Origin of the sequence: Amycolatopsis sp. WAC 04169 (genome assembly GCF_003947535.1) — a bacterium.
Lineage (GTDB): Bacteria > Actinomycetota > Actinomycetes > Mycobacteriales > Pseudonocardiaceae > Amycolatopsis > Amycolatopsis keratiniphila.
In genome coordinates, this window is record NZ_QHJI01000005.1 from 504,942 (window position 1) to 529,497 (window position 24,556).

Below are 24,556 nucleotides of genomic sequence, written 5' to 3' on the forward strand. Positions count from 1 at the left end.
CCTCGTGAGTGAGAAAGACGGTTAGAACCGTCCTAACCACTCACGAGACCCGGCCAGGCACTCACGGAGGGGGAATCAAATCGATGAGAAACGTCTGGTCCGGCGCCCCCGAACAGCGTTCCCGCACGACCTCGGTCCCCGCCACGGTGTCCAGATCGCGCAGGCCGAGGCACTGGCTGGTGCCGGCGGGCCGGATGACGAACCGCCCCGGTTCCGCCGGACCGGCCGAGCCGATGGTGAACAGCTGGTCCATACCATCGTCGTCGCAGTCGTCGCGGGGTTCGAGCAGGTCGTGTCCCAGGCCTTGGTTCACCACCGTGACACAGCCGACCCCGGTCTCCGGATGGTGCCACTGGATCTGCACGGCGTTCTCCTCCCCGACGGGGTCGAGGAACAGATGCGGCGACGCGTCACCGCCACAGATCTGCTGGGCGACGATCTTGCCGGGGTAGAGGCGGGTCCGGTCCGTCCCTTCGGCCAGGCAGAACTCGGGTGAGCGCGCGGGCCGGATCCGCACCCAGCTGCCCACCTCCCGCACGTCCAGCCCGGGCACCACGACCGCGGTCTCCTTCGGCTTGGAGGACGCCCCGAAGGAGCGCGTCAGATAGCCCAAGGTCCCGACGAGGACGACGCTCATGAACGCGGCCACGATCATCGGCGCCCGCCAGCGCCGGCGGCGGGGTGCCGCTTCGGGTTCCGGCGGCGCGACGGCTTCCACTTTCGTCTCGTCGGCCGGCCGCGGCGGAGCCCCCATCGCGATCCGTGTCCGGGAGTCGAGCCACCGCCGTACTTCTTCGTCGTTCAACCCGCACGCGCGCGTGAACGTCTCCACGAACGACTCGCGCGGCAGTGTGGTGCGGCCGAGGGTGGTCGCGACCGTGCTCGCCGGAAGTGTTCCCCCGAGTTCTTTAGCCCGTCCGGCCAGCTGCCGATAAGTCAATCCGGACCACGTTCTCAATACACGCAGTGCCGCCGTGAACTCAGCCGGTGAAGCCGTGGAGTCCGGTGGGTGAACCGTCGTCGGCGACTCCCCGTCGCCGTCCCCCTCTTCAACGATCATCGCTCTAGATTGACTGAGGCGATCTGAGCCGCGATACCGCCATTCAGCGGCGCCGGAATCTGCTGTTCGGGCCACTCGAACGATTTCGAACAAGGCCGAACTACCCGAAGGTTGCCCCTGCGCTGGTCAGGAAGTCAGGCTGGCCTCAGCCGGTCACCAAGCCGGCCAAGACTGGGGAGGCCCGGGAATGCCGGGTCGGAGAAAATGAGCAAACCAGAGGAATCCGTACGACCATCGTCGAGGGCGACGGTGAACCCGGCGGAAACACCTGGTTCATCTCGGAAGGCGTCCACTGAAATCTCTGTACTGAAGACCGGATGACGTCTGCCGCCGCCTGAATCCGGCGTCGGCCACCGATTCCGAAGAATCATCCTCGTGCGCCGCCTGTCTGAGCACACGCGAGGAACGAAAGCTGCGAATCCAGCAGCAGACCACTTGTTCACGGACCAAATCTGTATTCGCCCGATGACCGTGCGTCGACATAAGCATTCGCGCTGTCCTCCGGCGATATGGATCGGTCCTGTTCGAACGCGGTCGTCCCTGAATGGCGAACACCGGATTGTGGAGCGTTGTTGATGCGAAACGGTCAAAATGATACGGCCGAATGGCAGGTAGCCGTCGTCGGCGGGGGTAATGCGGGGCTCTGCGCGGGGATAGCCGCATTGCAGGCGGGCGCGACCTCGGTCGGCGTCTTCGAAGCCGCGCCGAAAGAACTGCGCGGCGGGAACAGTTCCCTGACCAGGACCATGCGTTTCTCCTGGCAGGGAAGCCCTTTCATCGCCGGACTGCTGCGGCAGGCGGACAAGGACCGGGTCGAGGAGATTCTGTCCGGCCGCTCCGGCTACAGCGACGAGCAGTACCTCGAAGACTGGTTGCGCGTGTCCGGCGACCAGGTGGACGTCGCGCTCATCGAGTCGATCATCCGCCGTTCGACGGACACGATCGCCTGGATGCGCGACTTCGGGCAGCGCTGGGCGCCGAGACCGACGCCGCTTCCCGGTGACGTGCCGATCGTCCTCGACGGCGGCGGCCAGAGCCTGCAGGACCGGAACTTCGACCGGTTCGAACGGCTCGGCGGAGCGGTCTCCTACGACAGCGCGGTCACCGGCTTCGAGAGGACCGCCGACGGCCGGTACCTGCTCCACGGTTCCGGTCCCGCGTTCCCGGCGATCGCCGACGCGCTCGTGCTGGCGTCGGCGGGCTTCGAGGCGAACGACCGGCTGCGTGAACGTCACCTCGGCGAGGCCTGGCGGGATGTGAAGCTGCGCGGGGTCCCCTTCAACGAAGGCGCTCCCCTGACGGCGGCCGTCGGACTCGGCGCGGACACGGCGGGCAACTGGGAAAAGTGCCACACCACACCGCAGGGCATCGAGCTGCCCGACCACATGCTGCCGGGGCAGATGCACAAATCCCACGGTCTCGCCCGGTACGCCTATCCGCTGGGCGTCGTGGTCAACCGGGAGGGACGCCGGTTCTTCGACGAATCCGGCGGCTACAGCAACCTCACCTACGTCACGCTGGGCCAGAAGATCCAGGAGCAGCCGGGGAGGACGGCCTTCCAGATCTTCGACGACAAGGTCGTCTCGGCGGGTGCGCTCCCCAAGGGCTATGTCGGCGATCCCGCGTCGGTGACCGTCTCCTCCATCGAGGAAGGCGCCCGGCGGCTCGGGATCGACGCCGCGAACCTGACCGCCGAGATCGAGCGGCTGCACGCGGACCAGGACGAAAAGCGGCTCGACACCCCGCCGTACCTGTTCGTCCCGGTGGTCTGTGGGCTCACCTTCACCTACGGCGGGCTCTCGGTGACCCCGGACGCCGAAGTGCGCGGCGGCGGCGAGCCGATCAGCGGCCTCTACGCCGCGGGCGTGATCGTCGGCGGCCTTTACGACCAGGGCTATCCGGGCGGCACCGGCCTGATGGCGGGCGCCGTGCTCGGCCGGGCGGCGGGTACGTCCGCCGCCCGCCACGCCATCCGAGCACGGGAAGGAGAAGCCCGTGTCGGCACCGTCGCTGGCTGAGAAGACGATCGTCATCGTCGGGCTCGGCAAGATCGGATCGCTGTACGCCGCTTGTTACGGCCAAGCGGGACACCGGATCCGCACCGTGGACATCGGCGACGGGGCCGACTGGGTGCGGGTCGCCCAGGTGCCGGATCCGGCGTCGGTCGACGCCTGGGTGGTCGCCACCCCGACGGCGACCCATCTCGCGGTCGTCGACGAGATCCTGCGGCGGCAGCCCGATGCCCGTGTCCTGCTGGAGAAACCGGCCTGCTACCCGGAGGACCTCGCGGGTCTCGGCCGCACGGTCCGGCGCCATCCTCGCGCCCGGATCATCGTCAACGACGTGTATTCGCACAGCGAAGCCGTGCAGCGCTTCGCGGCGTCAGTGCGGGAGCTCCGCGAGTCCGATCCCATCCGGAAGATCACCATCGAATTCACCAAGAACCGGGAACTCGACGTCGCGAACGGCAGGTTCGTCGACACCCAGTACGGCGAAGCCGGCTACGAGGGCTTCCACATGTTGAGCGTTCTGCGTTCGCTCCTCCCCGCCGATCAGTACCGGGCCTATCTGCGCACGGTGCCCTCCTCGGTGACGGCGGAGATGCGGGTGCGGACCGCGGCCCCGGGCCTGCCCGACGTCGAGCTCTACACGTCGTCGACCGGCGCCATCGCCTTCCCCGAACTGGCCGGATTCGCTTTCCCCGAAAGCGTTTCGAGGAACTTCATCACCCCGGCGGCCATCCCGTACGGCTCCGAGTTCCGGTACCGCTTCGCGGACGTGGAGCTCCAGTCCGGGAAACACGCCACGCTGGTCTTCGAGCCCCTCTTCGGCGCGGACCCCGATTACAAGAACATCCACGCGGTCCACGTCCGGGACACGGCACCGGCAGGCCATTTCCTCATCGCCGTCAATCATTTCAAGGAGGCGCTTCTGACGCAGCTGGACCTTTTGCGGCACCTCGACGAGGGCACCACGGTGGTCCGCCCCGCGGAGCACCGGTTCCTCGCCGCGCTGGGTTCGGCGATGTTCACCGGAACCTTCCCGCAGACAACGGAAACCGAGAAGTACGCACGAATTGGGAGCGAAGCATGACGCGAAGCATCGAGGATCTTTCGACACTGTTGCGGCCGGCCAAGGACATGCTGCCCGAGGTCGCGGAGCGCGACGTGGCGCTGGCCGAGGTCACCGGCCAGGTCAAGAACGACGACGCCGCCCGCGCGTTGTTCGCGAAGGCGTGCCGGTTCGAGGCGCCCTACACCGCGAGCTGGATCCACGGGCCCGGCGACGAATCCCCTTACCTGTCCCTGGAACTGGCGGCGTCCTCTTTGGACGACGACCGCTATCGCGCCCTGCTCGCCGACGTCGTGCTGTCGACGTCGACGTCGATCCCGTTCGACTACCGCGCGCTGGCCGCGGAAAGGCTCGTGCAGGTCGGTGCGGGCGAGTTCACCGGCGCCCTCCAGGACGTCGTCGATTCCTACGAGCCGCTGCCCAAACGCGGCCTGCAGGCGAAGATCGCCGTCCCCACCGACGGTATCGACCACCTCTTCGACATCCCGGAAACCGTGACCGGCAGGCTCAACCTGCTGATCGCCGCCAGCCGGGCGAAGACGCTGGAGAGCAGGCATCTGCTCGCCGTGCGTGTCCTCGCGAACGGCGTCGTGCCGGCGGAGGAGGTCGGCGACGCGGAACGGCTGATCCTGGAGGACGTCGGGACGACGATGGTGGCGCCGTCGGACTACCTGGTGCCGTGGGACCAGGAGTTCCCCGGCGAGCACGGCTCCGGCCTCACGCTCGCGGAACTGGTGCGCATCACCCTGATGTGCGGTGAGTTCTCGCTTCCGGACACGACCGTCCGGCCGATCCTGGTCGACTTCTACCGCTCGGTGCTGCGCACCTGCGGCCGCTCGATCATCGGCCTCTCGGCGGGTGTGTTCCATGTGGAGCACGGCACGCTCGCCACGCCGTCGTACTACTACCAGGGCCGCGACGCGATCCTGGGCAAGGGCTGCGTGATCGACTGCGTCGGCGGTGCGGTCCTGCAGTCGGGTTCGTTCCTCGGCGGCGGCTACATGCCGATCCTGATCCACACCCACAAGCACATCCGGAAGGGCGGCCAGGCCGCCGCGTCCGAGCGGAAGCAGATCCTTCCCTGTGTCTTCGCGGCGGAAGCGGGCGCCCGGTACCCGATGCACGCGATCGGTCTGTTCGAAACGGTGGACTACCTCGGCAAGGAGACCCCGTACGAGGGGATCCGCGCCATCCCGCACGCCAAGTGACACACGGCTTTTCCGGCTGAACACCAAATCCGTATCTCGCGATGCCGCCGGGCGGGGCGACTCCGCGCCGCCCGGCGGCATCGAAACTGGAGGGTAAGAGAATGGGTGCAACATCGGGGGTCACGGTCGCCGTGATCGGCGCGGGCTACGTGGGGCTGACCACGGCCGCGTGCCTTTCGTCCTTGGGACACCACGTCGTCTGCGCGGACGTCGACCAGGAGAAGGTCGACGCGTTGCGGCGCGGCGAGGCGACCATCAGGGAACCGGGAATCTGCGAACTCGTGGTGGACGGGCTGGCGTCCGGGCGGCTGGAGTTCGTGCTCGGCGCGAGCGCGGCGGCGGCGGGCGCGGACATCGTGATCCTCTGCGTGCCGACGCCGATGGGTCCGACCGGCGCGGCGGATCTGACCGCGCTGGAATCCGTCGTGACCGAGGTGCGGGATCTGCTGCCGCACGGATGCGTCGTGGTGAACAAGTCGACGGTCCCGGTCGGCACGGCGGCCCACGTCTCGGCGCTGATCGACCGCGCCGACGTCGCGGTCGTGTCCAATCCCGAATTCCTGCGCGAGGGGTTCGCCGTCCACGACTTCCTGAATCCCGACCGGATCGTGGTCGGCTCCGCGGATCGCGACCCGGTCCCCGCCAGGCGGGTCGCGGCACTGTACGAGCACCTCGACACCGCCGTCCTGGTGACCGACTCCTCGAGCGCGGAGCTGATCAAGTACGCGTCCAACTGCTATCTCGCGACGCGTCTGTCCTTTGTGAACACGGTCGCCGAACTGTGCGAGTACCTCGACGCGAGTATCGACGACGTGACGGCCGGGATGGGCTACGACGACCGGATCGGCAAGGCGTTCCTGCGGCCGGGGCCGGGCTGGGGCGGCTCCTGCCTGCCGAAGGACACTTTCGCGCTGTTGCGCACCGCGGAGTCGGCGGGCAGCGATTTCGCCCTGCTGCGTGCGGCGATCGACACCAACGTCAAACAGCAGGAACTGGTGGTCGCCAAGGTGCGCAAGGCCGTCGGCGGCGACCTCGCCGGGGTCCGGATCGGCCTGCTCGGCCTGACGTTCAAGGCCGGCACGGACGATCTGCGGGATTCCCCCTCGCTGGCGATCGCGGCCCGGCTGGCCGCCGAAGGCGCGGAGCTGTCCGGCTACGACCCCAGCGTCCACGCGCCGGTGCCGGGCGTGACCGACGACGTGCGGATCGCCGGGACCGCCTATCACGCGGCGAAGGGCGCGGCGGCGCTCGTGCTGCTGACCGAATGGCCGGAGTTCCGCGACCTCGACTGGGGGCGGATCGCCGACCGGCTCCACGGCCGGGCCGTCATCGACACCCGGAACCTGCTCGACCCGCTCACCGTGGCCAGGACGGGGCTCTCCTACCAGGGCATCGGACGTCCGGGCAGCACCCGCGCGCCCGCCGTCGCCATGGTCGCGCAAGCAGGGTGACTCCCGGGGTGGACGGCGGGTGGAGCCGCTCGTCGTCCCACCCTTCCGGCGTCGGGAACAGGAGGACGGATGCCGAAGCGAACCCGGCCCTGGTCCGCGCTTTTCGCGCTGTGCCTGGGTTTCTTCATGGTCATGCTGGACATCAGCATCGTGAACATCGCGGTGCCGTCGATGGTGCGCGAACTCGGCACCGAGCTGACCGCGGTGATCTGGGTGACCAGCGTGTACCTGCTCGCCTACGCCGTCCCGATCCTGCCGGCCAGCAGGCTCGGCGACCGCTTCGGGCCGAAGCGCGTCTTCGTCGCCGGGCTGCTGGTGTTCACCGCGGCGTCGCTGTGGTGCGGGCTTTCCGGTGACGTGGAAACGCTGATCGTCGCCAGGGCGGTGCAGGGTTTCGGCGCCGCGTTGATGACCCCGCAGACCACGGCCTTCATCACGCATCTGTTCCCGCCGGACGAACGAGGCCCGGCCATGGGCGCCTGGGGCAGTGTCGCGGGCCTCGCCATGATCGCCGGCCCGGTGCTGGGCGGCCTGCTCGTCGATCAGTTCGGCTGGGAGTGGATCTTCTTCGCGAACGTCCCGGTCGGGTTGATCGCGCTGGTGCTCACCGTCGTCCTCGTCCCCGACTGGCGACCGGGGAACTCGCACCGCTTCGACGTTCCCGGGATCCTGCTCTTCGGCGCCGGTCTGGTCTGCGTCGTCTTCGGTATCCAAAATGGACAGACGTACGGCTGGGGGACGGCCTTCGACATCATCGGGGCCGGCGTGCTGCTGCTGGGCGCTTTCGTGCTGTGGCAACGGGCCAACCGCCGTGAACCGCTGCTGCCGTTGCGGATCTTCCGCCACCGCGACTTCTCCCTCGGTACCGCGTCGGCGGTGACGGTCGGTTTCACGATGACCGGCATGCTCCTGGTGTTCGTCGTCTACATCCAGTCGGTGCTCGGCCTGTCCCCGGCCGACGCCGGCCTGCTCATCGCGCCGCTCGCCGTGGTGTCCGGCGGCGTCGCGCCGTTCGCGGGCAGACTGTCGGACCGGGTGAACCCCAAGTACCTGCTGATGTCGGGGATGCTCGCCCTGAGCGGCGGCCTCTGCGTCGTCTCGCAGGTGCTCATCCCGGCGAGCTCGCCGCAGGCCCTGCTCCCCGGACTGCTGCTCTGCGGGCTCGGCGTCGGGTTCACCTTCTCCCCGATGAACAACGTGACCATCAACTCCGTCGAGCGGTCGCTGGTCGGCAGCGCGTCGGGCATCTTCAACACCGCGCGCCAGGTCGGCGGGGTGCTCGGCGCGGCGGCCGTCGGAGTCCTGATGGAGGCGCGGACCAGCGCCTCGATGGTGGCCCGGGCGAACGAAGCGGCCGCCGCGCTGCCCACCGAGTTCCGGCAGCGGTTCATCGACGGATTCGCCGGAGAGGCCGGTTCGGCGGTCGCGGCGGGCGAGTTCGGCGGCGTCCCCGAGGCGGCCGCGGATCTGCCCGTCCAGGCACGGGAGCTGGTCGCCCAGGTCACCGGTGCCGCCCTCACGGACGCCGTCAAGGTGGCCTTCCTTCTTCCCGCCGGCGTGCTGCTCGTCGGCGTGGTGTGCGCGGTGAGCCTGCGCGGGCCGATCGGGCAGGACAGATCGCCCGATCGGATGACCGTGACCCGGTGATCACCGGCGCCACCCTGGCTACCGTCGCGTCATGACACTCGTACCGACGGTCGATCTGAGCACCTGGGAAAACGGCGACCGCGCGGAGCTCGCGCACGCCGTCGACGAGGCGTTGACGCGCGTGGGGTTCCTGCAGGTCGTCGGGCACGGCATCCCGCGGGCGACGATCGACGCCCTGTGCGAAGCGACCGCGGCCTTCTTCGCGCTCCCTGTCGAGGAGAAGCTCCGTTCCGCGCCCGCCGACCGCGCTTCGGATCGCGGATACGCCGCCGAAGGCACCGAAGGGCTGGCGTACAGCCTCGGCGAGACGACACCTCCCGACCTGTCGGAATCGTTCGTCATCGGCGCGGAGCACATCGACGGCGAAGACCCGTACGGCTTCTTCGTGCCGAACATCTGGCCCGACCGGCCGGAGCACCTGCGGCCCGCGCTGACCGAGTACGCCGACGAAGCCCACCGCGTCGCGCGGGTGCTGCTGGAGATCTTCGAGAAGGCGCTCGGGCTCCCCGACGGCTACCTCGGCGCGTACACCCGGCACCCGACGCGCACCTTGCGGGTGAATCACTTCGAGCGCCGGGCCGGAGCGCCCGAACCCCTGCCCGGCCAGATGCGGCTCGGCGCGCACACGGACTACGGCATCGTCACCGTCCTCTACGCCGATCCCGTCCCCGGCCTGCAGATCCACGGCCCCGACGGCGCCTGGCACAACGTGATCCCCGCCGAAGACGCGCTGGTCGTGAACCTCGGCGATCTCACCGCGCAGTGGACCAACGACCGCTGGCGCTCCACCCTGCACCGGGTCGTGCCGCCGTCCGGGCCGGGGCCGTCACGACGGCGCAGCGTGGCGTTCTTCTTCGACGGCGACCACGACGCGCGGTTCGAATGCCTCCCGACCTGCCAGTCCGCCGGGAACCCGCCGAAATATCCGCCCGTCCTCGGCGGTGCGCACCTCTACGCCAAGATCACCGGCGGGCGCACTTTGGCACCGGCCGACGCGATGAACACGGCGGCCGACCGAAGCTGAGGGAGAATTCGCGGCGAACGATGTCCGGTCCTGTCCGGCGGCTCCGACGTCCCCGGCAGAAGGCGCCGAAACGGTGCCGGCCGAGAGGAGAGAACCGTGAAGTACATGATCATGATGTTCGGGTCGCAGAAGGACCTCGCGGACATCGGCGGCGCCTGGAGCGTCGACGAGGTCAAGGCCCTGCACGAGTTCATGGCCAAGTGGAACAACGACCTGGTCGAATCGGGCGAGTTCGTCGACGCGCAGGGCCTTTCCCAGCCGGCGCACGCCCGCCGCGTCTCCCTGCGTGACGGCGCCCCTGTGGTCACGGACGGGCCGTATGCCGAGACGCAGGAGGTCCTGGTCGGGTACACGACCGTCGACTGCGCGAGCTACGACCGCGCGACCGAGATCGCGGCCCAGCTGGCGAACACCCCGCATCCGGAGGGCAGCGACCTCGGCCGCGACTGGTACGTCGACATCCGGCCGTGCGCCGACAGCTTCGAAGAGCTGGAGCTCTAAGTGCCGGAAAGCGGCGTCGAAGACCTGCTGCGCGAGCTTTCGCCGCAGGTCCTCGGCGCCGTCGTCCGCCGCTACGGTCATTTCGACCTGGCGGAGGACGCGACGCAGGAGGCGCTTCTCGCGGCCGCGACGCAATGGCCGGCCGAAGGGCGGCCCGAGAATCCGCGCGCGTGGCTCATCACCGTCGCCTCACGGCGGCTGACCGACCTGCTCCGCGCCGAGCAGGCACGGCGTCGCCGCGAGGACACCGTCGTCCAGTGGAAGCTGCCGGAGGAGCACCTCGCGCCCGCGGCGGACCGGCGGGCGGCCGACTCGGACGACACGCTCGTCCTGCTCTTCCTGTGCTGTCATCCGTCGCTCTCGCCCGCGTCGCAGATCGCGCTGACACTGCGGGCGGTCGGCGGGCTCACCACGGCGGAGATCGCGCGCGCGTTCCTGGTCCCCGAGGCGACGATGACCCGGCGGATCAGCCGCGCGAAGGCGGGTATCAAGGCCAGCGGTGTCCCGTTCGCCCTGCCGGCGGAACCGGGACGGCTCGACGCGGTGCTCCACGTGCTGTACCTGATCTTCAACGAGGGTTACGCCAGCACGTCCGGCCCCGATCTGGTGCGGAGCGATCTCTCCGCCGAAGCCATCCGGCTGGCCAGGATCGTCCACCGGCTGGTGCCGGACGACAGCGAGGCCACCGGCCTGCTCGCGCTGATGCTGCTCACAGACGCGCGCCGTCCGGCGAGGACGGGGCCGGACGGCGCGCCGATCCCGATGTCCGAACAGGACCGGGGCCGGTGGAACGCCGGGTACGTCGCCGAGGGCATCGCGCTGCTGTCCGAAGCGCTGCCGAACGGGCCGACCGGGCAGTTCCAGATCCAGGCGGCGATCGCGGCGCTGCACGACGAGGCGCCGAGCGCGGCGGAGACCGACTGGCCGCAGATCATGGCACTCTACGAACTTCTGCTGCGGCTCTCCGACAATCCCGTGGTGGCGCTGAACCACGCCGTCGCCGTCGGGATGGCCGAGGGGCCACGAGAAGGCTTGACGGCGTTGGAAAAGCTCGGCGACCGGATCTCCGGCGACCACCGCTTCCACGCCGCCCGCGCGCATCTGCTCGAATTGGCCGGGGACACCACCGAAGCCGTCGAGTCCTATGTGGACGCCGCCCGGCTGGCGACCGGCCTGCCCCACCAGCGCTATCTCCGGGCTCGCGCCGAACGACTGCGCTGACGCCGTCCGGCACCCGCTCGCGAGCGGGTGCCGGACGGCAGGGCTCAGCAGGTGAGCAGAAGACCGGTGATCGCCGTGCAGGTCGACGACGCGGTGTCGTTGGCCGCGTTCGGGTCGGCGACGGAACTCTGCGTGATCTTCGCGGTCGTCTTGACCGGCCCGACGCTCAGCAGCCCCGCGGCCACCGAGAACTTCGCCGTCGCACTGGCTCCGGACGCGAGCGAGGAGAAGTCGCAATTGACGACCTTCGTGCCGCTCGGGTTCGAGCAGACGGACGAGCCGGTGAAGCGCAGCCCGTTGCCGAGGGTCGACACCACCCGGATGCCGGACGCCGCGGCCGGGCCCGCGTTCGTGACCTTGACCGTGTAGTCGATCGACGACGTCAGGATCCCGCGCGGGGACGCGGTCAGCGTGACCCCGAGGTCGGCCGCGCTCGGCGTGCCGGTGATGGTCAGCACGGGGCCGTCGAGGATCTCGAAGCTGTAGTTGTCGCCGACGAACTGGTGCTGCAGCGTGACATCGCCCAGCGGCGCGTCGTCCTTGACGCGGAAGGTGAACACCACGGTCTTGCTCTGCCCGGGGGTCACGGTGCCGACGCCGCCGCGGATACTGCCGCCGAGCATGTCGCAGGCGAACGCGCCGGGGCAGGACACCAGGTCGACGATCCCCGGCAGCGGGGATTCCTTGCCGTAGAGCGTCGCCTTGCCGCCCTCGATCGTCGACGTCGCGTCGGCGTTGTACACGGTCTGCGTCACGGTGAACGTCTGTCCACGTTGGACGGTTGTCGGCGAGACCTCCACCGCGCTGGTCGGCGGGGCGGCGAGGGCGGAGGTGGGTGCCACGAGCATGATCGTGGCCACTGCGGCCACCAGAGACAGGAGTGAGGCTCTTCGAAGCTTCATTCGGTTTCTCACTATTCCGGTCGGGGGCGTCGCGCCGATCGGTGCGGACAACGATCAGTCGCCCGGCGACGGACGTTCGTTACCGGCGTCTCCCGCCAAGTGGGCCGCCGGCCTCACCCGCTCGGAGTAACCGGGGCGGCCGGCACCCCGCTCCCACGAAGCTCCGGAAGCAGATTCGCCTCCTCGTAGGCGAAATGTTCCTCCAGCCCGGCGGCGACCCGCTCGAACTTCTCGCGCACGGCGTCGAGGTCTCCCCCGCCTTGAAGCAAAGCGTCGAGATCGAGCAGGGCGCGGGATACGGTCTCGTGCTCCCGGCGGAGCCGGTCCAGCGCCGGCGCGAGCCCGGGATGGGTCTTCTGGATCGCGGTGTACGCGCCGTCCTCGCGCAGATGATGCATCCGCAGGTCGTTGCAGAAGGTCACGCAATGGCCGAGCAGCTGATCGGCGATCGCGCGGCCGCGGGCGGCATCGACTTCCAGCAGGTGCAACATCGATACCCTGCGCGCGTACGAAGACGGACTGACGGACTAGGAGGACCGGTGCGCTACCTGCTCATGCTCGGCGGAACCATCGGCGAGGACGCTCTCGACACGGACATCACCGAACCCTGCCGCGACTGGGCCGGGGAGCTGACGCGGCGCGGCCTGCGCGTCACCGGGATGGGCCTGCACCCGCCCGAGTCGGCGACGACCGTCCGCGTCCGGGGCGGCGAGGCACTGCTGACCGACGGCCCGTTCGCCGAGACGAAGGAACAGATCGGCGGCATCGCCATCCTCGAATGCGAGAGCCGTGAACAAGCCGTCGAGGCGGCGAAGGCCCACCCGTGGGCCGCGGTCGGGACGATCGAAGTCCGCGAGATGCTTTAGGAGATCCGCACGGTGACCTGGTTGTCGGCATACGTGTAAGCCACGTATTCGAATTCGACACCGGTTCGTTCGACGTATTCCAGCCACGCCCGGTGCTCGTGCCGCTGCCAGCCGGGGTAATTGAAGAACTCGTCGAAGTGCACGATGCTGCCGGATCGCAGCCGCGGCCCGGCCAGGTCGATCACGGTTTTCGCCGAGCTGTACAGATCGCCGTCCACGTGAAGGAAATCGACGGTGCCTTCGTGCCGCTCGAGAAAGCCGGGAAGCGTGTCGGCGAAAAGCCCGACGACGAGTTCGGCGCCGGGGACGTCCGGCAGGTCGTCGCGCGCGAACGAACCGGCGGGCATGCCGTTGAGCCAATTCTCCGGCAGGCCCTGGAACCAGTCGAACCCGTAGGTCTCGACGCCACCGCGGGCCTCGGCGATCACGCGCAGCGTGTTCCCGCTCGCGACACCGAATTCGAGAGCCATTCCCCCTGACGGGGCAAGGGAAAGCGCGTACGCGAGAGTCTCTTGCGGACGGGCGAAGTGTTTGGTCCCGGTGAGGTGCTCACGGGCGAACCGGTTGCTGTCCCGGGCCGCGTCCTGGTCGCCCGCGTAGATGATGTCGCGACGGCTCCGGATTTCGAACTCGACGATCCGATCGAAACAGCGGTCCCCCTGCCGGATGATCTCCGCCCGCAATTCCGCGGCGACCCGTTCCAGTTCCGCCGGATAAGGATCGTGGAATCGCCGGGCGAGCCGGTGCAGGCCCCGGCCGAACGTTCCGCGGGCCGAACGGCCCAAGGTCTTCAGGGCTGAATGGGGTACCAGGTGACGCATTCCGGGACGATACACCAGCACCGTTCGAGTGAACGGGACCAGAACGTCCCGGACCCGGTTTCGTTGCGGTAACCGAGGGGTCCGCTCCTAGCATCGCGTTCGCAGCCGGTACTCGGGTACCGGCAAGAAGAAAAGGAGCACGATGAGCAGCATCGTCATCTTCGGGGCGGGCGGACGCGCCGGGCGCCGTGCGGTCGCCGAAGCCGTGAGCCGCGGGTACCTGGTCACCGCCGCGGTGCGGGATCCCGGCCGCCATGCGGATCTCGCCGGGGACAACGTCACCTTGGTCGCCGCCGACGTCACCGACGCGGACGACGTCGCGAAGGCCGCCGCCGGGCACGACGCCGCGATCAGTTCCGTCTACCGCGCGGACCTCCCGTCACGCGAGTACTACCCTGCCGCCGCGCACGCGCTGATCGACGGCCTCGGGCGGGCCGGTGTCGGGAGGCTGGTCGTCGTCGGCGTCGGATCGGCGCTGGAGATCGAGCCGGGCGTCGCCTTCCACGACCAGCCGGGCTGGCCGCCCGAACACCGTGAGTTCTCACTCGGGCACACGGCGGAGCTGGAGGTCTTCCGTGCGTCCGGCGGCGGGCTCGACTGGGTGATCGTCGCGCCGCCGCCGGTGATGCTCGACGAACACGCCGGGCGCACGGGCGAGTACCGCAGCGGGGACCACCGGGTGCTGCCGCGCGCGGAGGACACGAAACCGTTCTCCTACGCGGATCTCGCGGTCGCGCTGGTCGACGAGATCGAGCGGCCGGCGCACTCGAAGTCGATGGTCGCCGTCGACTACTGATACCTACTGGCGGTCTAGCGTGACTGGATGGACGACACACGTGATCCGGCGGACGACACGAGTGTCTGGACGGACGACTCACGGCGGAGGCTTCGCCATGGCCGTGTCGTCCATCCAGTCACGTGTGTCGTCCGTCGGATCACACGCGCCGTCCGCTCAACCACGCGAAACCACCGTTTCCGTACAGATGGTCGTGAGTGGCGATTCGAGTCAGAGCCAACTCTGTCCTCTGGACCTACCGGTCTGAAGTCCGTGAAGGCCTCCTTGAGGGACCCTGGGTCCCTCAAGGAGGCCTTCACGGACTAGGCACACAGGTGCGGCGCCACGCGAGCGTGACTCAGCGCTCCGGCGAGTCCCCGCCGTTCTGCTCGGCCAGGAACCGCTCGAACTGGTTGCCCAGCTCCTCGGCGGTCGGCATGTGCTCGACCGACTCCGCGAGCAGGCTTTCCTTGCCCGACGCCTCCATGAACGTGTCGTACTGCTGCTCCAGCGCGCGCACGACGTCGGCGACCTTCTCCGAGCCGGCGACCTGGCGGGCGATCTCGGCCTCCGCCTCGTGCGAGGCCTCCCGCAGCTCCCCGTCCGGCAGGTTCAGCCCGGTCGCCGCGGCGACGGCGCCGAGCAGGTTCAGCGCGGCGCTCGGGTACGTCGAGTCCGCCAGGTAGTGCGGCACGTGCGCGGCGAACCCGGACGCGTCGTGCCCCCACTCGCCGAAGCGGAACTCCAGCAGCCCGGCGATGCTGCCCGGCACCTGCATCCGGTTGGGCAGCGGGCGGTGTTCGCCGACCAGCTCGTTCCGCGTCGCGTGCGCGGTCACGCCGAGCGGGCGGGTGTGCGGCGCGCCCATCGGGATGCCGTGGAAACCGGTGGTGAGCCGGACGTCCCAGCGTTCGACCAGCCCGCGCACGGCCGCGCAGAACCGCTCCCAGTCGTGGTCCGGTTCCGGCCCGGTGAGCAGCAGGAACGGCACGCCGTCGGCGTCGTGCAGCAGGTGGACGACCAGCTCGGGGGCGTCGTAGGCCTCCCAGTGGTCGATGGAGTAGGTCATCGCCGGGCGCCGCGAGCGGTAGTCGATGAGCCGGTCGACGTCGAACCGCGCGATGACGCGGTGCTCGGAGGAGTTCAGGAGCTGCTCGGCGACGAGCTTGCCCGCGGACCCCGCGTCCATGAAGCCGTCGAAGTAGTGCAGGAGCACGGCCCCGCCGAGGTCAGGGACGTCCGAGTCCACCTCGTACAGGTCTTCCGGGTCCAGCGCCACCAGATCCTCCAGGTTTCGTGCGTGCAACCGTCTACGGGTGGCAACGCCCCGATAGGGGGTATCCATTCCGCCGGCCGTGGCCGAAATCCTATCGGTCCGTGACAGGTGTCGTGGGCGGTCCGCACCGAGGTGGTGCAGGGTGGAGGGGTGACGGAAGAGACCCTCAGCCTGCGTCCGCCCGCCAATCGGGTGAGCAGGCGCGCCATCGGCTACTGGACGGTATGGGCCGCGGTCGGCTGGGTGATCTTCGTCGCGGCGCAAGCGGTGTTCGTGTTCACGAGCGACGACGCGCCGACGTGGCTGACGGTGACGTTGACGATCTCGTGCGTGCTCGCACCCCTGCATCTGCTGGTCATGCCGCAGTGGCGCTACCGGATCCACCGCTGGGAGGTCACCGGCGAGGCCGTGTACACCCAGGAGGGCTGGCTCAAACAGGACTGGCGGATCGCGCCGATCTCGCGGATCCAGACCGTCGACATCGAACGCGACCCGGTCGAGCAGCTGTTCCGGCTGGCGAAGATCACCGTGACGACGGCGTCGGCCGCGGGCCCGGTCAAGATCTCCGGTCTCGACCACGCCCAGGCGCTCGCGCTGGTCGCGGAACTCACCAGGACGACGCAGGCCACGCCGGGTGACGCGACATGAGCACCGAGGCACCACCGGAAACCGACGTCGGCCGGTGGCATCGGCTCGACCGCCGGATGCTGCTGATCCGCCCCGTCCTCGACGTCGTCAAATCGCTGCCGGTCCTGATCGGGACGGTGATCCTCGGCCAGGGCAACGGCTGGGAGTGGTTCGGCCTGGGCGTCACCGCGCTGACCGTGCTCGTCGGCGTCTCCCATGTCCTCACATCGCGGTACCGCGTCGCGGACGGCCAGGTGGAATGGACCACGGGCCTGCTGCTGCGCAAACATCGCGCGATCCCGCTGGACCGGATCCGCACGGTCGACGTCACGTCGGAACCGAAGCACCGCTTGTTCTCCCTCAGTGCCGTGCGCATCGGCACCGGACGGCATTCACTGGCCCAGGGCGCGGGCAACGACCAGCTGGTGCTCGACGCCGTCAGCCAGACCGAAGCACACCGCCTGCGCACAGTTCTGTTGCACCGCAAGGAAATCTCTCCGGAAGCCGAGACGAAACCTCCCGAACAGGTCGTGGCGGAGGTCGACCGGAAGTGGGTGCGGTACGCGCCGTTCACACTGTCCGGGCTCGCCGTGGTGGGCGCGATGTTCGCCGCGGTCTGGCATTTCGCGCACCAGCTGAACATCGCCCCGGAGAACGTCGGACCGCTGCGGGATCTCCTGGACGATCTGGCGAACACGGCACTGTGGCTGATCGTGGTCGTCGCGGCGTTCGGCCTGCTCGTGGTCGTCTCGCTGCTGTCCGTCGGCGGCTACGTGCTGTCGTTCTGGAACTTCAAGCTCACCAGGGAATCCGAGGGCACCCTCCACGTCCGGCGCGGGCTGATCACCACGCGTTCGGTGTCCATCGAAGAAGAACGGCTTCGTGGTGTCGAAGTGAAGGAGCCGCTGCCGCTGCGGATCGCGGGCGGGGCACGGCTCACCGCGATCGCGGGCGGGCTGCGCGAGGGCAAGGGCGGGGACAAGGGCGGCGGGCTCCTGCTGCCGCCCGCCCCCGTCGGCCGGGTCCACGAGGTCGCGGCCGAGGTGCTGCGGGAGAACTTCGACCCGGCCACCGTGCCACTGAACCGGCATCCGCGACGGGCGCTGACAAGACGGCTGACCCGCGCTGTCGGCGGCGTGCTGCTGCTCGCGGCGGCGCTGTTCGGGTTGGCCTGGATCGATTTCCTGCCGTCGTGGATGTGGCAGGTCGCGCTCGGTCTGGTGCCGTTCGCCGCGCTGGTGGGCTGGGATCGCTACCGCAACCTCGGCCACGCGATCGTCGGGCGCTACCTGGTCAGCCGGTCCGGTTCGCTGGCGCGGGCGACGGTGGCGATCCGGCGGGAGGGCCTCACCGGGGTCGTCGTCAGCCGCTCGTTCTTCCAGCGCCGCGCCGGGTTGATCACCGTGACGGCCCCGATCGCGGCGGGCAAGGGCGGCTATCAGGTGGTCGACGTCGGCGAATCGGCCGGGCTGGCGATGGCCGAGCGGGCCGCGCCCGGTCTGCTCACGCCCTTCCTTCGCCGGGATGCTCAGCGATAGCCGGTGACGTCCGCGGGCAGGCCGGGGTCCTGGACTTCGACGAGATAGCGCCAGCAGTCGGGCCTGCTGCCGTCGAGGTCGGTGAATCCGTATTCCTTCGCCAATTCGCCACTGGACATCGATTTCCCGTTCCAGCGGGCGACTTCCGCGTCGCCGGCCAGCGCCGCGACCGCCCTGCCGACGAACGCGGGGCTTTCGGAAATGGCGAAGTGCGGCTGCACCTTCGTCGCGTCGCGCCAATTCTCTTCCGTCACCCGATAAGCGTCGAGCATCGCTTCGGAACGCAACCAGCCCGGCGTGACGGCCACCGCGGTACCGCCATGCGGTGCCAATTCGTGCCCGAGCGCGAACGCCATCCGGTTCACCGCGGTCTTGGCGAGATCGTAGAAGAACGAAACGCGGTAGTTCTCCGAGTTGTACTCGGTGGTGCCGTCGTTGACCTCGACGACCAGCGCGCCCGGATTCCTGATCATGAGCGGCAGCGCGAAATGACTGGTGATCGCATGCGTGTCGATCGCGAGCCGCAGCGTCCGCAGCCCGATGTCCAAAGTGGACTCCCAGACGGTCTTGTCCCATTCGATGGGCGCGCCGTAGATGTCGTTGACCAGCACGTGCAACGCGCCCTGTTCGGCGTCGATCCGTTCCACCAGTTCGCGGACCTGGTCCGCCGCCAAATGGTCCACACCGATCGCGATCCCGCGCCCGCCCGCTTCGTCGACGAGCGCCGCCGTCTCCTCGATCGTCTCCGGGCGATTCATTTCCGACCGCCGGGAGGCGGTACTGCGACCGGTCACGTAAACGGTCGCGCCGGCGGCACCCAGCTGGACCGCTATTCCCCGGCCTGCTCCGCGAGTCGCCCCGGCGACCAACGCGATCTTGCCCGCCAATGGCTTTTCCATGGCCCGAACCTAGCAAGAAGTCCGCTTGTTCGTGGACCAAAGTCCCTGGTCCGCAATTCACACAATGTGCTACTTTCTTGACTCTTCGTGATTCTCCGGCGAGAGGTCGAGATGACGCCTGCCGCACGATCCCTGGACACCACCGCCCCGCCGAAACGCACCCCCGGCGCCAGCAGCTCCCGCAAGGTCCTGCAACTGCTGCTCTCCTTTTCCGAACGCCGCTGGGACGCGAGCGTCGCCGAACTGGCCGCGAGGATCGGCACCCCGGTCGCCACGACGTACCGCTATGTCGCGCTGTTGAAGGAACTCCAGCTCCTGGAGGAGGGCAAGACGGGGCGCTATCACGTGACGAGCCAGGTGATGCCGCTCGCGCGGGCCGCGCAGCTGGCCAACGATCTCGCCCGCCTCGCCCGGCCGTCGATGGAGGAGGCCGCCCGCGACCTCGGCGAGACGGTGCTGCTGTTCCAGCATTTCGGCGATTCCGCGGTCTGCGCGGACCGGGTCGAATGCGAACGCGCGATGCGCTTCACCTTCCAGCCGGGGCATTCCGTCCCGCTCGGCACCGGCGCGTCGGGCAAGATGCTGCTCGCCATGCTGCCGGAGGCCGAACGCGAGAGACGGCTTTCGTCGATCGTCCAGCGCCGCGGTCCGAGCGTGCGGGAAGAGGTCAAACGCGCCGGCGCGAACCGGTATTCGGTGAGCTGGGGCGAACTGGACGACGGCGTCTGGTCGTGTTCGGTGCCGATCCCGAGCACCGGGCACCGGCCCGCGGTGCTCACCCTGGCCGCCCCCGCGACCCGGATCGGCGACGACGCGAAACGGGCCGCCATCGTCACGCTCCAGTCGTACGCGAGCAGGATCCACCGCGCCGTTTCGTCGTTCTCGCTGTAAATCGCGGGCGGCCGCGCACCGCGGCGGGGTAGAACTCGATCCGTGATCCGACTCGCCACTCCCGAAGACCTGCCCGCGCTCCAGGACGTCGAACGCGCCGCGGGCGAACCGTTCCGCGCGCTCGGCATGGCCGCGATCGCCGACGACGACCCGCCGTCGATCGCGGACCTCACGGTTTTCCAGCGCGACGGCCGGGCGTGGGTCTGGGACGCCGGCGACGGCCCGGTGGCGTACCTGCTCGCCGAGGTCGTCGACGGTCACGGCCACATCGAGCAGGTGTCCGTCCATCCCGGTCACGCGCGGCGGGGCCTCGGGCGGCGGCTGATCGAGCACGCCGCGGAGTGGGCCTCGCGCGAAGGTCTCGCCGGGCTGACGCTGACGACGTACGCCGAAGTGCCGTGGAACGCGCCGTACTATGCCCGGCTCGGCTTCGCGACACTCGACGAGGAGAGCCTTACGGAGGGCCTGCGGGCCGTCCGCGAGCACGAAATCGCCCGCGGCCTGGACGCGTGGCCTCGGGTGACCATGCGCCGATGACCCGCGCGGCTCACCCGAGCGCGGAGGCGATCTCGCGGGCGGCGCGATGCCCGGATTCGGCGGCGCCGTCGATGTAACCCGCCCAGCGCGTGGCGGTTTCGGTGCCCGCCCAGTGCAGCGGCCCGACCGGCGTGCGCAGGGCCGGACCGAACCGGGTGAGGGTGCCGGGCGTGGTGAACGCGCCGTAGCAGCCGCGGCTGAACTCCTCCTCCGCCCAGTCACGTTCCAGGTACGCGATCGGCTTCCAGGCCCGTGGCCCGAAATACCCGGTGAGGTCGTCGAGGACGCGGGCACGGCGGTCGGCGGGGGCCAGCCGCGCGCCTTCGTCGGCGTGCCGTCCTTCGAGGAAACCGACGAGCACCGCGGGTGATCCGCCGTGCGGGGTGTTGTCGAACACCGTGCCCAGCGGGCGGCGGTCGCTGTTCGCCTGACCGCTCAACCCTTTCTCGCGCCAGAAAGGCTCGTCGTAGACGACGTTGACCTTGATCACCCGCCCCATCGGCATGCGCTGGACGAGCTGATCGCGGTCGCCGGGCAGGCCGGGAGTGAACCGCAGGCGCGCGGCCAGCGTCGGTGGCACCGCGACCACGGCGCGACGGGCGCGGACGGTCATGGCGCCCGCCCGTACCCGGACTCCCGAGGTCTCCCATTCGATGCCGGTCACCGGTGCGCCGAGGACGACACGGTCACCGAGTTCGCCGGCGAGCGCGAGCGCGATGCGCTGCGTACCGCCGGCGACCCGGTCCTGCTGCGCGCCGCCCGCCGTCTCGATCATCGCGTTCAGCCCGCCTCCGGCGCCGAGGTACCAGGCCACCCACAACGCGGAAAGATCCTCGGGCTCGGCGGAGAACAGCGCCTCGGTGATCACCCGGAAGAACGACCGTCCCGCCGAGGTGCGGGCGGTCCGCCGCAACCAGGTCGCCAGGGTCTGGCCGTCCAGTTCCGCGGCCCGCTTCGCCAGCCACGGCTCGGCCGTCGGCACCCGTCGCGCCAGCCGGTCCAGCCGGAACTGCGTCTGGCCGATGTCGGCCAGCGCCACGGGACCCAGCCGCGGGATCCGGCCCGCGTACTCGGCCCGGCGCCCGGCGAACTCGGCGATACGCCTGCCCGTGTCATACGTGGGATACGTGCTCAGCCCGAGCTCTTCGATCAGCGCGAGCACCTCGTGCTGCCCCGGCCCCACCCACTGGCCGCCCACCTCGATGGGGCCGCCACCGGGGAGCTCGTCGTTGAGCAGCCTGCCGCCCACCCGGTCACGCGCCTCCAGCACCAGCACTTCGGCCCCGGTCCGGACCAGATCACGGGCGGCGACCAGGCCCGCGATCCCCGCTCCGACCACCACGACGTCCACCGATCGTTCCATCGCCGCCCACCTTCATACAGCGTGTATCTGACATACGGAGTGTATGTGATAGTCATGGCGAATGGAATCGGTGCGCGTGAAGTACGCGGAGCACACCCGCCAGGCCTTGTTCGACACCGGCCTGCGCCTGTTCGCCGAACGGGAGTACGCGAGCCTCTCCGCGGAGGAGCTCGTCCGCGCCGCGGGCCTGACGCGCGGGGCGCTGTACCACCACTTCGACGGTAAACGCGGACTGTTCGAGGCTGTCGTGGACGAGCTGGAACATGAGGCGGCGGACCGCATCCGGGCCGCGATCGCCTCATCGGAGGATCCCGTCGAACGCACCGAACGGGGAGCCACGGAGTTCCTGGCCGTCTGCGCCGAACCCCGGTACCGCCACGTCGTGCTCTTGCAGGGGCCGATCGCGCTCGGCTGGCGCCGGTGGCGCGAACTCGACCAAAAACATCTGAGCGGCCTGGTCGACGACACGGTCCAGGCGATGCTCGCCACCTCGCGGATCCGGCCGCATCCGGCCAAGCTGGTCGCGGCCGCCTTCTACGGGGCACTGACCGAGCTGGCGCTGGTCGTCGCCGAGACCGACGACCCCGACGAGGCACGAGCGCAGGCCGCGGCACTGGTTCACGACCTGATCACCGGCCTGACCACCCGCTGAGACGCCGCGAGTTCCGGCTCCGATCACGCGAAGCCACCCGCGCGGGGGGCTGGGTTGGCGACGGCCATCGAACATGTGTTCTACTATCCGCGCCGGTCCCGGAGGGGGAAGCTCCGCGGGCCGGCACCGGACTTCAGGGAGGCACGGATGGCGGTCAAGATCACCCATCTCACCAACGGGCAGCAGGTGCGTTTCGCGAACGCGGACGGCGCCCGGCGCTACGCCGAGATCATCGGCGGCGGGGTCGACAAATGGCGGTTCACCGTGGTCAGCGGGCATGAGCGCCCGGAATTGTCGGGGCGGGTCGTTAATGTGCCGGTATGGCGTATGACTTCCAGGTGACCGTGGACTCCGCTCATCCGCACGACCTCGCCGACTGGTGGGCCGAGATGCTCGGCTGGCAGGTCGAGGGGAGCAACGAGGAGTTCATCCGCGAGATGGTCGCGAAGGGGTACGCCCCGGAAGAGGCGACCACCACGCACAACGGTGTCCTGGTGTGGAAGGACGGCGCGGCGATCGTCCATCCGGAGACGAAGCAGCGGTTCCTCTTCCAGCTGGTGCCGGAGGGGAAGACGGTCAAGAACCGCCTGCACCTCGACATCCGGATGGGGGCGGACAAGATCGAGGCCGAGCTCGAGCGGCTGACCGCGCGCGGTGCGACGTTCCTGCACCGCGGCAAGCAGGGTCCCGCCGAGTGGATCACGATCGCGGACCCGGAAGGCAACGAACTCTGCCTCTCCTGAGGCGGGCCCACGAGGGCCCGTCACTGGGGGTGTCATGAAGGGACCTGGTCCCGTCGGCTGTGCCCTTCATGACCGAGCGCGCGGCCCTCGTGCGCGGCTCGTGAGTGGTAAGGACGGTGAGAGCCGTCCTTACCACTCACGAGGCTTTCGGCTAGGCGAGTTTGTCCAGCGCGCGCGGCAACGCCGTCGCGAGCAGGTCGAGCTCGGTCTCCCCGGCGATCAGCGGCGGCGACACCGCGATCCCCTTGGCCAGGTTCCGCACGAGGACACCTTCGTCCCGCGCCAGCCGCTGCAGCCGGTTCGCCGCGCCGGGGTTCGCCGCGACGACGTCCGCCTTCAGTTCGACCGCGCCGAGGAAGCCGAGCCCGGCCCGGACCTCCTCGACCAGCGGATGCGAAGCCAGCCCGGACAGCGCGTCCGCCAACGGCTTCTCCAGTTCCCGCCCGCGCGGGATGAGCCCGTCGCGCTCGTAGATGTCCAGCGTCGCGTTCCCCGCGGCGCAGGCCACCGGATGCCCGGCGTAGGTCGCGCCGTGCCGCAGCACCGGCGCACCCGGCGCGCCGGTGAAGAACGGCTCGGCCACCCGTGGCGCGACGATCAGCGCGCCCAGCGGGATCGTCCCGCCGGTGATTCCCTTAGCGGTGGTGATCATGTCCGGTTTCACCGCCCACCGGTCGATCCCGAACCAGGTCCCGAGCCGCCCGAAAGCGGCGATCACGCAGTCCGCGACGAACAGCACGTCGTGTTTGCGGCAGATCCCGGCGACCGTCTCGATGTACCCGTCCGGCGGAAGCAGGACGCCGCCCGCGCCGATCACCGGCTCGCAGAAGAAGGCCGCGACCCGCTCCGGGCCGACCCGCAGGATCTCCGCTTCGAGTGCTTCGGCGCTGTCATAGGGAACGTGCGAGATGTCGCCGGGCAGCGGCCCGAAGCCCGCCGCGTTGGCCGCGATGCCGCCGACGGCCGTGCCGAAACCGTGGGTGCCGTGGTAACCCTGCACCCGGCCGATGACGTGCACCTTCTCCGGGCGCCCGGTGTGCGCGAAATACGAACGGGCGATCTTGACCGCGGTGTCGATGACGTCACCGCCGCCCGAACCGAAGAAGACCTTCGAGCCCGGTTCGGGCGCGAGCGCGGAAACGCGCTCGGCGAGCTTCAGCGCGGGCTCGTTGGCGTTGTAGCCGAACAGGTTGTACGAATCGAGCGTCCGCAGCTGGTCCGCGACGGCCTGAGCGATCTCCTCGCGCCCGTGCCCGAAATTCGCATACCAGAGTGACGCCGTCGCGTCGAAATACCGCTTGCCCTCGTCGTCCCAGACGTAGGAACCCTCACCGCGGGTGATGACGAGCCGGTCGCCGTCGACCGCTCCCATGTCCGCGAAGGGGTGCCACAGCGGATTGCGCGCGGACGCCGACGAAACCATGATCTTCCTCCTCGTGCTCGTGCCCCCATCCTCACCCGGATCCGCCCGGGACGCGACCA

25 protein-coding genes are annotated in these 24,556 nt (G+C 69.5%); 17 read left to right on the plus strand and 8 right to left on the minus strand.

Translation table 11 applies throughout. The features are described from left to right. Positions 1-61: 61 nt before the first annotated feature. Positions 62-1,060 (minus strand): XRE family transcriptional regulator, encoded by a 999-nt coding sequence (locus tag DMC61_RS15115; protein ID WP_255431508.1) that lies wholly within the window; start codon positions 1,058-1,060, stop codon positions 62-64. A 575-nt stretch (positions 1,061-1,635) separates the two neighbouring features. On the opposite strand from DMC61_RS15115, the gene DMC61_RS15120 reads away from it, so the two are divergent. The 8 genes from DMC61_RS15120 (at position 1,636) to DMC61_RS15155 (ending at position 11,184) form a co-directional block, all read left to right on the plus strand. Beyond that, positions 1,636-3,078 (plus strand): FAD-binding protein, encoded by a 1,443-nt coding sequence (locus DMC61_RS15120; protein WP_125689804.1) that lies wholly within the window; start codon positions 1,636-1,638, stop codon positions 3,076-3,078. Next, a complete protein-coding gene (locus DMC61_RS15125) occupies positions 3,056-4,153 on the plus strand; it encodes a Gfo/Idh/MocA family oxidoreductase (RefSeq protein ID WP_125689805.1) in 1,098 nt (365 codons plus the stop codon). Before DMC61_RS15120 ends, DMC61_RS15125 begins: the two co-directional genes overlap by 23 nt. After that, positions 4,150-5,340 (plus strand): hypothetical protein, encoded by a 1,191-nt coding sequence (locus DMC61_RS15130; protein ID WP_063275822.1) that lies wholly within the window; start codon positions 4,150-4,152, stop codon positions 5,338-5,340. The genes DMC61_RS15125 and DMC61_RS15130 overlap by 4 nt, the downstream gene beginning before the upstream one ends. Positions 5,341-5,441: 101 nt before the next feature. Then, on the plus strand, positions 5,442-6,791 hold the full coding sequence (locus DMC61_RS15135; protein WP_125689806.1) for a UDP-glucose/GDP-mannose dehydrogenase family protein: 1,350 nt from the start codon (positions 5,442-5,444) through the stop codon (positions 6,789-6,791). Between the two features lie 69 nt (positions 6,792-6,860). Further along, the gene (locus DMC61_RS15140) at positions 6,861-8,438 is read left to right on the plus strand and encodes a DHA2 family efflux MFS transporter permease subunit (RefSeq protein WP_125689807.1); all 1,578 of its coding nucleotides are present in this window, start codon (positions 6,861-6,863) and stop codon (positions 8,436-8,438) included. 31 nt (positions 8,439-8,469) lie between these two features. Then, on the plus strand, positions 8,470-9,462 hold the full coding sequence (locus tag DMC61_RS15145) for an isopenicillin N synthase family oxygenase (protein ID WP_125689808.1): 993 nt from the start codon (positions 8,470-8,472) through the stop codon (positions 9,460-9,462). Between the two features lie 105 nt (positions 9,463-9,567). Beyond that, the gene (locus DMC61_RS15150; RefSeq protein ID WP_233594825.1) at positions 9,568-9,963 is read left to right on the plus strand and encodes a YciI family protein; all 396 of its coding nucleotides are present in this window, start codon (positions 9,568-9,570) and stop codon (positions 9,961-9,963) included. Continuing rightward, the gene (locus DMC61_RS15155) at positions 9,964-11,184 is read left to right on the plus strand and encodes an RNA polymerase sigma factor (RefSeq protein ID WP_125689810.1); all 1,221 of its coding nucleotides are present in this window, start codon (positions 9,964-9,966) and stop codon (positions 11,182-11,184) included. Positions 11,185-11,228: 44 nt separating this feature from the next. Here DMC61_RS15155 and DMC61_RS15160 read toward each other — a convergent pair whose 3' ends face one another. Continuing rightward, positions 11,229-12,032 (minus strand): hypothetical protein, encoded by an 804-nt coding sequence (locus DMC61_RS15160; RefSeq protein ID WP_233594826.1) that lies wholly within the window; start codon positions 12,030-12,032, stop codon positions 11,229-11,231. 167 nt (positions 12,033-12,199) lie between these two features. Further along, complete coding sequence (locus tag DMC61_RS15165) at positions 12,200-12,577, minus strand: hemerythrin domain-containing protein (protein WP_233594811.1); 378 nt, start codon at positions 12,575-12,577, stop codon at positions 12,200-12,202. Positions 12,578-12,625: 48 nt separating this feature from the next. Between DMC61_RS15165 and DMC61_RS15170 the strand changes: the two genes are divergently transcribed. Continuing rightward, on the plus strand, positions 12,626-12,952 hold the full coding sequence (locus DMC61_RS15170) for a YciI family protein (protein WP_125689811.1): 327 nt from the start codon (positions 12,626-12,628) through the stop codon (positions 12,950-12,952). Here the strand turns inward: DMC61_RS15170 and DMC61_RS15175 are convergent. Next, positions 12,949-13,773 (minus strand): class I SAM-dependent methyltransferase, encoded by an 825-nt coding sequence (locus DMC61_RS15175; protein WP_233594812.1) that lies wholly within the window; start codon positions 13,771-13,773, stop codon positions 12,949-12,951. The genes DMC61_RS15170 and DMC61_RS15175 overlap by 4 nt on opposite strands. 142 nt (positions 13,774-13,915) lie before the next feature. Between DMC61_RS15175 and DMC61_RS15180 the strand changes: the two genes are divergently transcribed. After that, positions 13,916-14,569, plus strand: coding sequence for an NAD(P)-dependent oxidoreductase (locus DMC61_RS15180; protein ID WP_083715474.1), 654 nt, complete (start codon positions 13,916-13,918; stop codon positions 14,567-14,569). A gap of 337 nt (positions 14,570-14,906) precedes the next feature. Here DMC61_RS15180 and DMC61_RS15185 read toward each other — a convergent pair whose 3' ends face one another. Next, positions 14,907-15,827, minus strand: coding sequence for a proteasome assembly chaperone family protein (locus DMC61_RS15185; RefSeq protein WP_037341262.1), 921 nt, complete (start codon positions 15,825-15,827; stop codon positions 14,907-14,909). Positions 15,828-15,932: 105 nt separating this feature from the next. Between DMC61_RS15185 and DMC61_RS15190 the strand changes: the two genes are divergently transcribed. Together DMC61_RS15190 and DMC61_RS15195 are read left to right on the plus strand one after the other, a co-directional pair. Next, entirely contained in the window at positions 15,933-16,472 is a 540-nt protein-coding gene (locus tag DMC61_RS15190) for a PH domain-containing protein (RefSeq protein ID WP_063272495.1), read from the plus strand. Beyond that, positions 16,469-17,989, plus strand: a complete 1,521-nt coding sequence (locus DMC61_RS15195) for a PH domain-containing protein (protein ID WP_125689812.1) — start codon at positions 16,469-16,471, stop codon at positions 17,987-17,989. The genes DMC61_RS15190 and DMC61_RS15195 overlap by 4 nt, the downstream gene beginning before the upstream one ends. Here the strand turns inward: DMC61_RS15195 and DMC61_RS15200 are convergent. Beyond that, a complete protein-coding gene (locus DMC61_RS15200) occupies positions 17,980-18,888 on the minus strand; it encodes an SDR family oxidoreductase (protein ID WP_043848359.1) in 909 nt (302 codons plus the stop codon). The genes DMC61_RS15195 and DMC61_RS15200 overlap by 10 nt on opposite strands. Positions 18,889-18,999: 111 nt before the next feature. On the opposite strand from DMC61_RS15200, the gene DMC61_RS15205 reads away from it, so the two are divergent. Together DMC61_RS15205 and DMC61_RS15210 are read left to right on the plus strand one after the other, a co-directional pair. Further along, positions 19,000-19,779, plus strand: a complete 780-nt coding sequence (locus DMC61_RS15205) for an IclR family transcriptional regulator (RefSeq protein WP_125689813.1) — start codon at positions 19,000-19,002, stop codon at positions 19,777-19,779. A gap of 42 nt (positions 19,780-19,821) precedes the next feature. Next, positions 19,822-20,316 carry a GNAT family N-acetyltransferase gene (locus DMC61_RS15210; RefSeq protein WP_125689814.1) on the plus strand — a complete coding sequence of 165 codons (495 nt, stop codon included), beginning with the start codon at positions 19,822-19,824 and terminating at the stop codon, positions 20,314-20,316. A gap of 10 nt (positions 20,317-20,326) precedes the next feature. On the opposite strand, the gene DMC61_RS15215 is transcribed toward DMC61_RS15210, so the two are convergent. Further along, positions 20,327-21,679 (minus strand): flavin monoamine oxidase family protein, encoded by a 1,353-nt coding sequence (locus tag DMC61_RS15215; protein WP_125689815.1) that lies wholly within the window; start codon positions 21,677-21,679, stop codon positions 20,327-20,329. Positions 21,680-21,740: 61 nt separating this feature from the next. Here DMC61_RS15215 and DMC61_RS15220 point away from each other — a divergent pair, with 61 nt between their 5' ends. The 3 genes from DMC61_RS15220 to DMC61_RS15230 all read left to right on the plus strand — a co-directional run bounded on the left by DMC61_RS15220 (position 21,741) and on the right by DMC61_RS15230 (position 23,074). Then, positions 21,741-22,331, plus strand: a complete 591-nt coding sequence (locus DMC61_RS15220; protein ID WP_125689816.1) for a TetR/AcrR family transcriptional regulator — start codon at positions 21,741-21,743, stop codon at positions 22,329-22,331. 147 nt (positions 22,332-22,478) lie between these two features. Then, positions 22,479-22,673, plus strand: coding sequence for a hypothetical protein (locus DMC61_RS15225; protein ID WP_007028443.1), 195 nt, complete (start codon positions 22,479-22,481; stop codon positions 22,671-22,673). Next, positions 22,652-23,074: a VOC family protein gene (locus tag DMC61_RS15230; RefSeq protein ID WP_016336971.1), complete on the plus strand. Its 423-nt coding sequence runs from the start codon at positions 22,652-22,654 to the stop codon at positions 23,072-23,074. Before DMC61_RS15225 ends, DMC61_RS15230 begins: the two co-directional genes overlap by 22 nt. Before the next feature lie 151 nt (positions 23,075-23,225). Here DMC61_RS15230 and DMC61_RS15235 read toward each other — a convergent pair whose 3' ends face one another. Continuing rightward, the gene (locus DMC61_RS15235) at positions 23,226-24,497 is read right to left on the minus strand and encodes an aspartate aminotransferase family protein (protein WP_125689817.1); all 1,272 of its coding nucleotides are present in this window, start codon (positions 24,495-24,497) and stop codon (positions 23,226-23,228) included. Positions 24,498-24,556 lie beyond the last annotated feature (59 nt).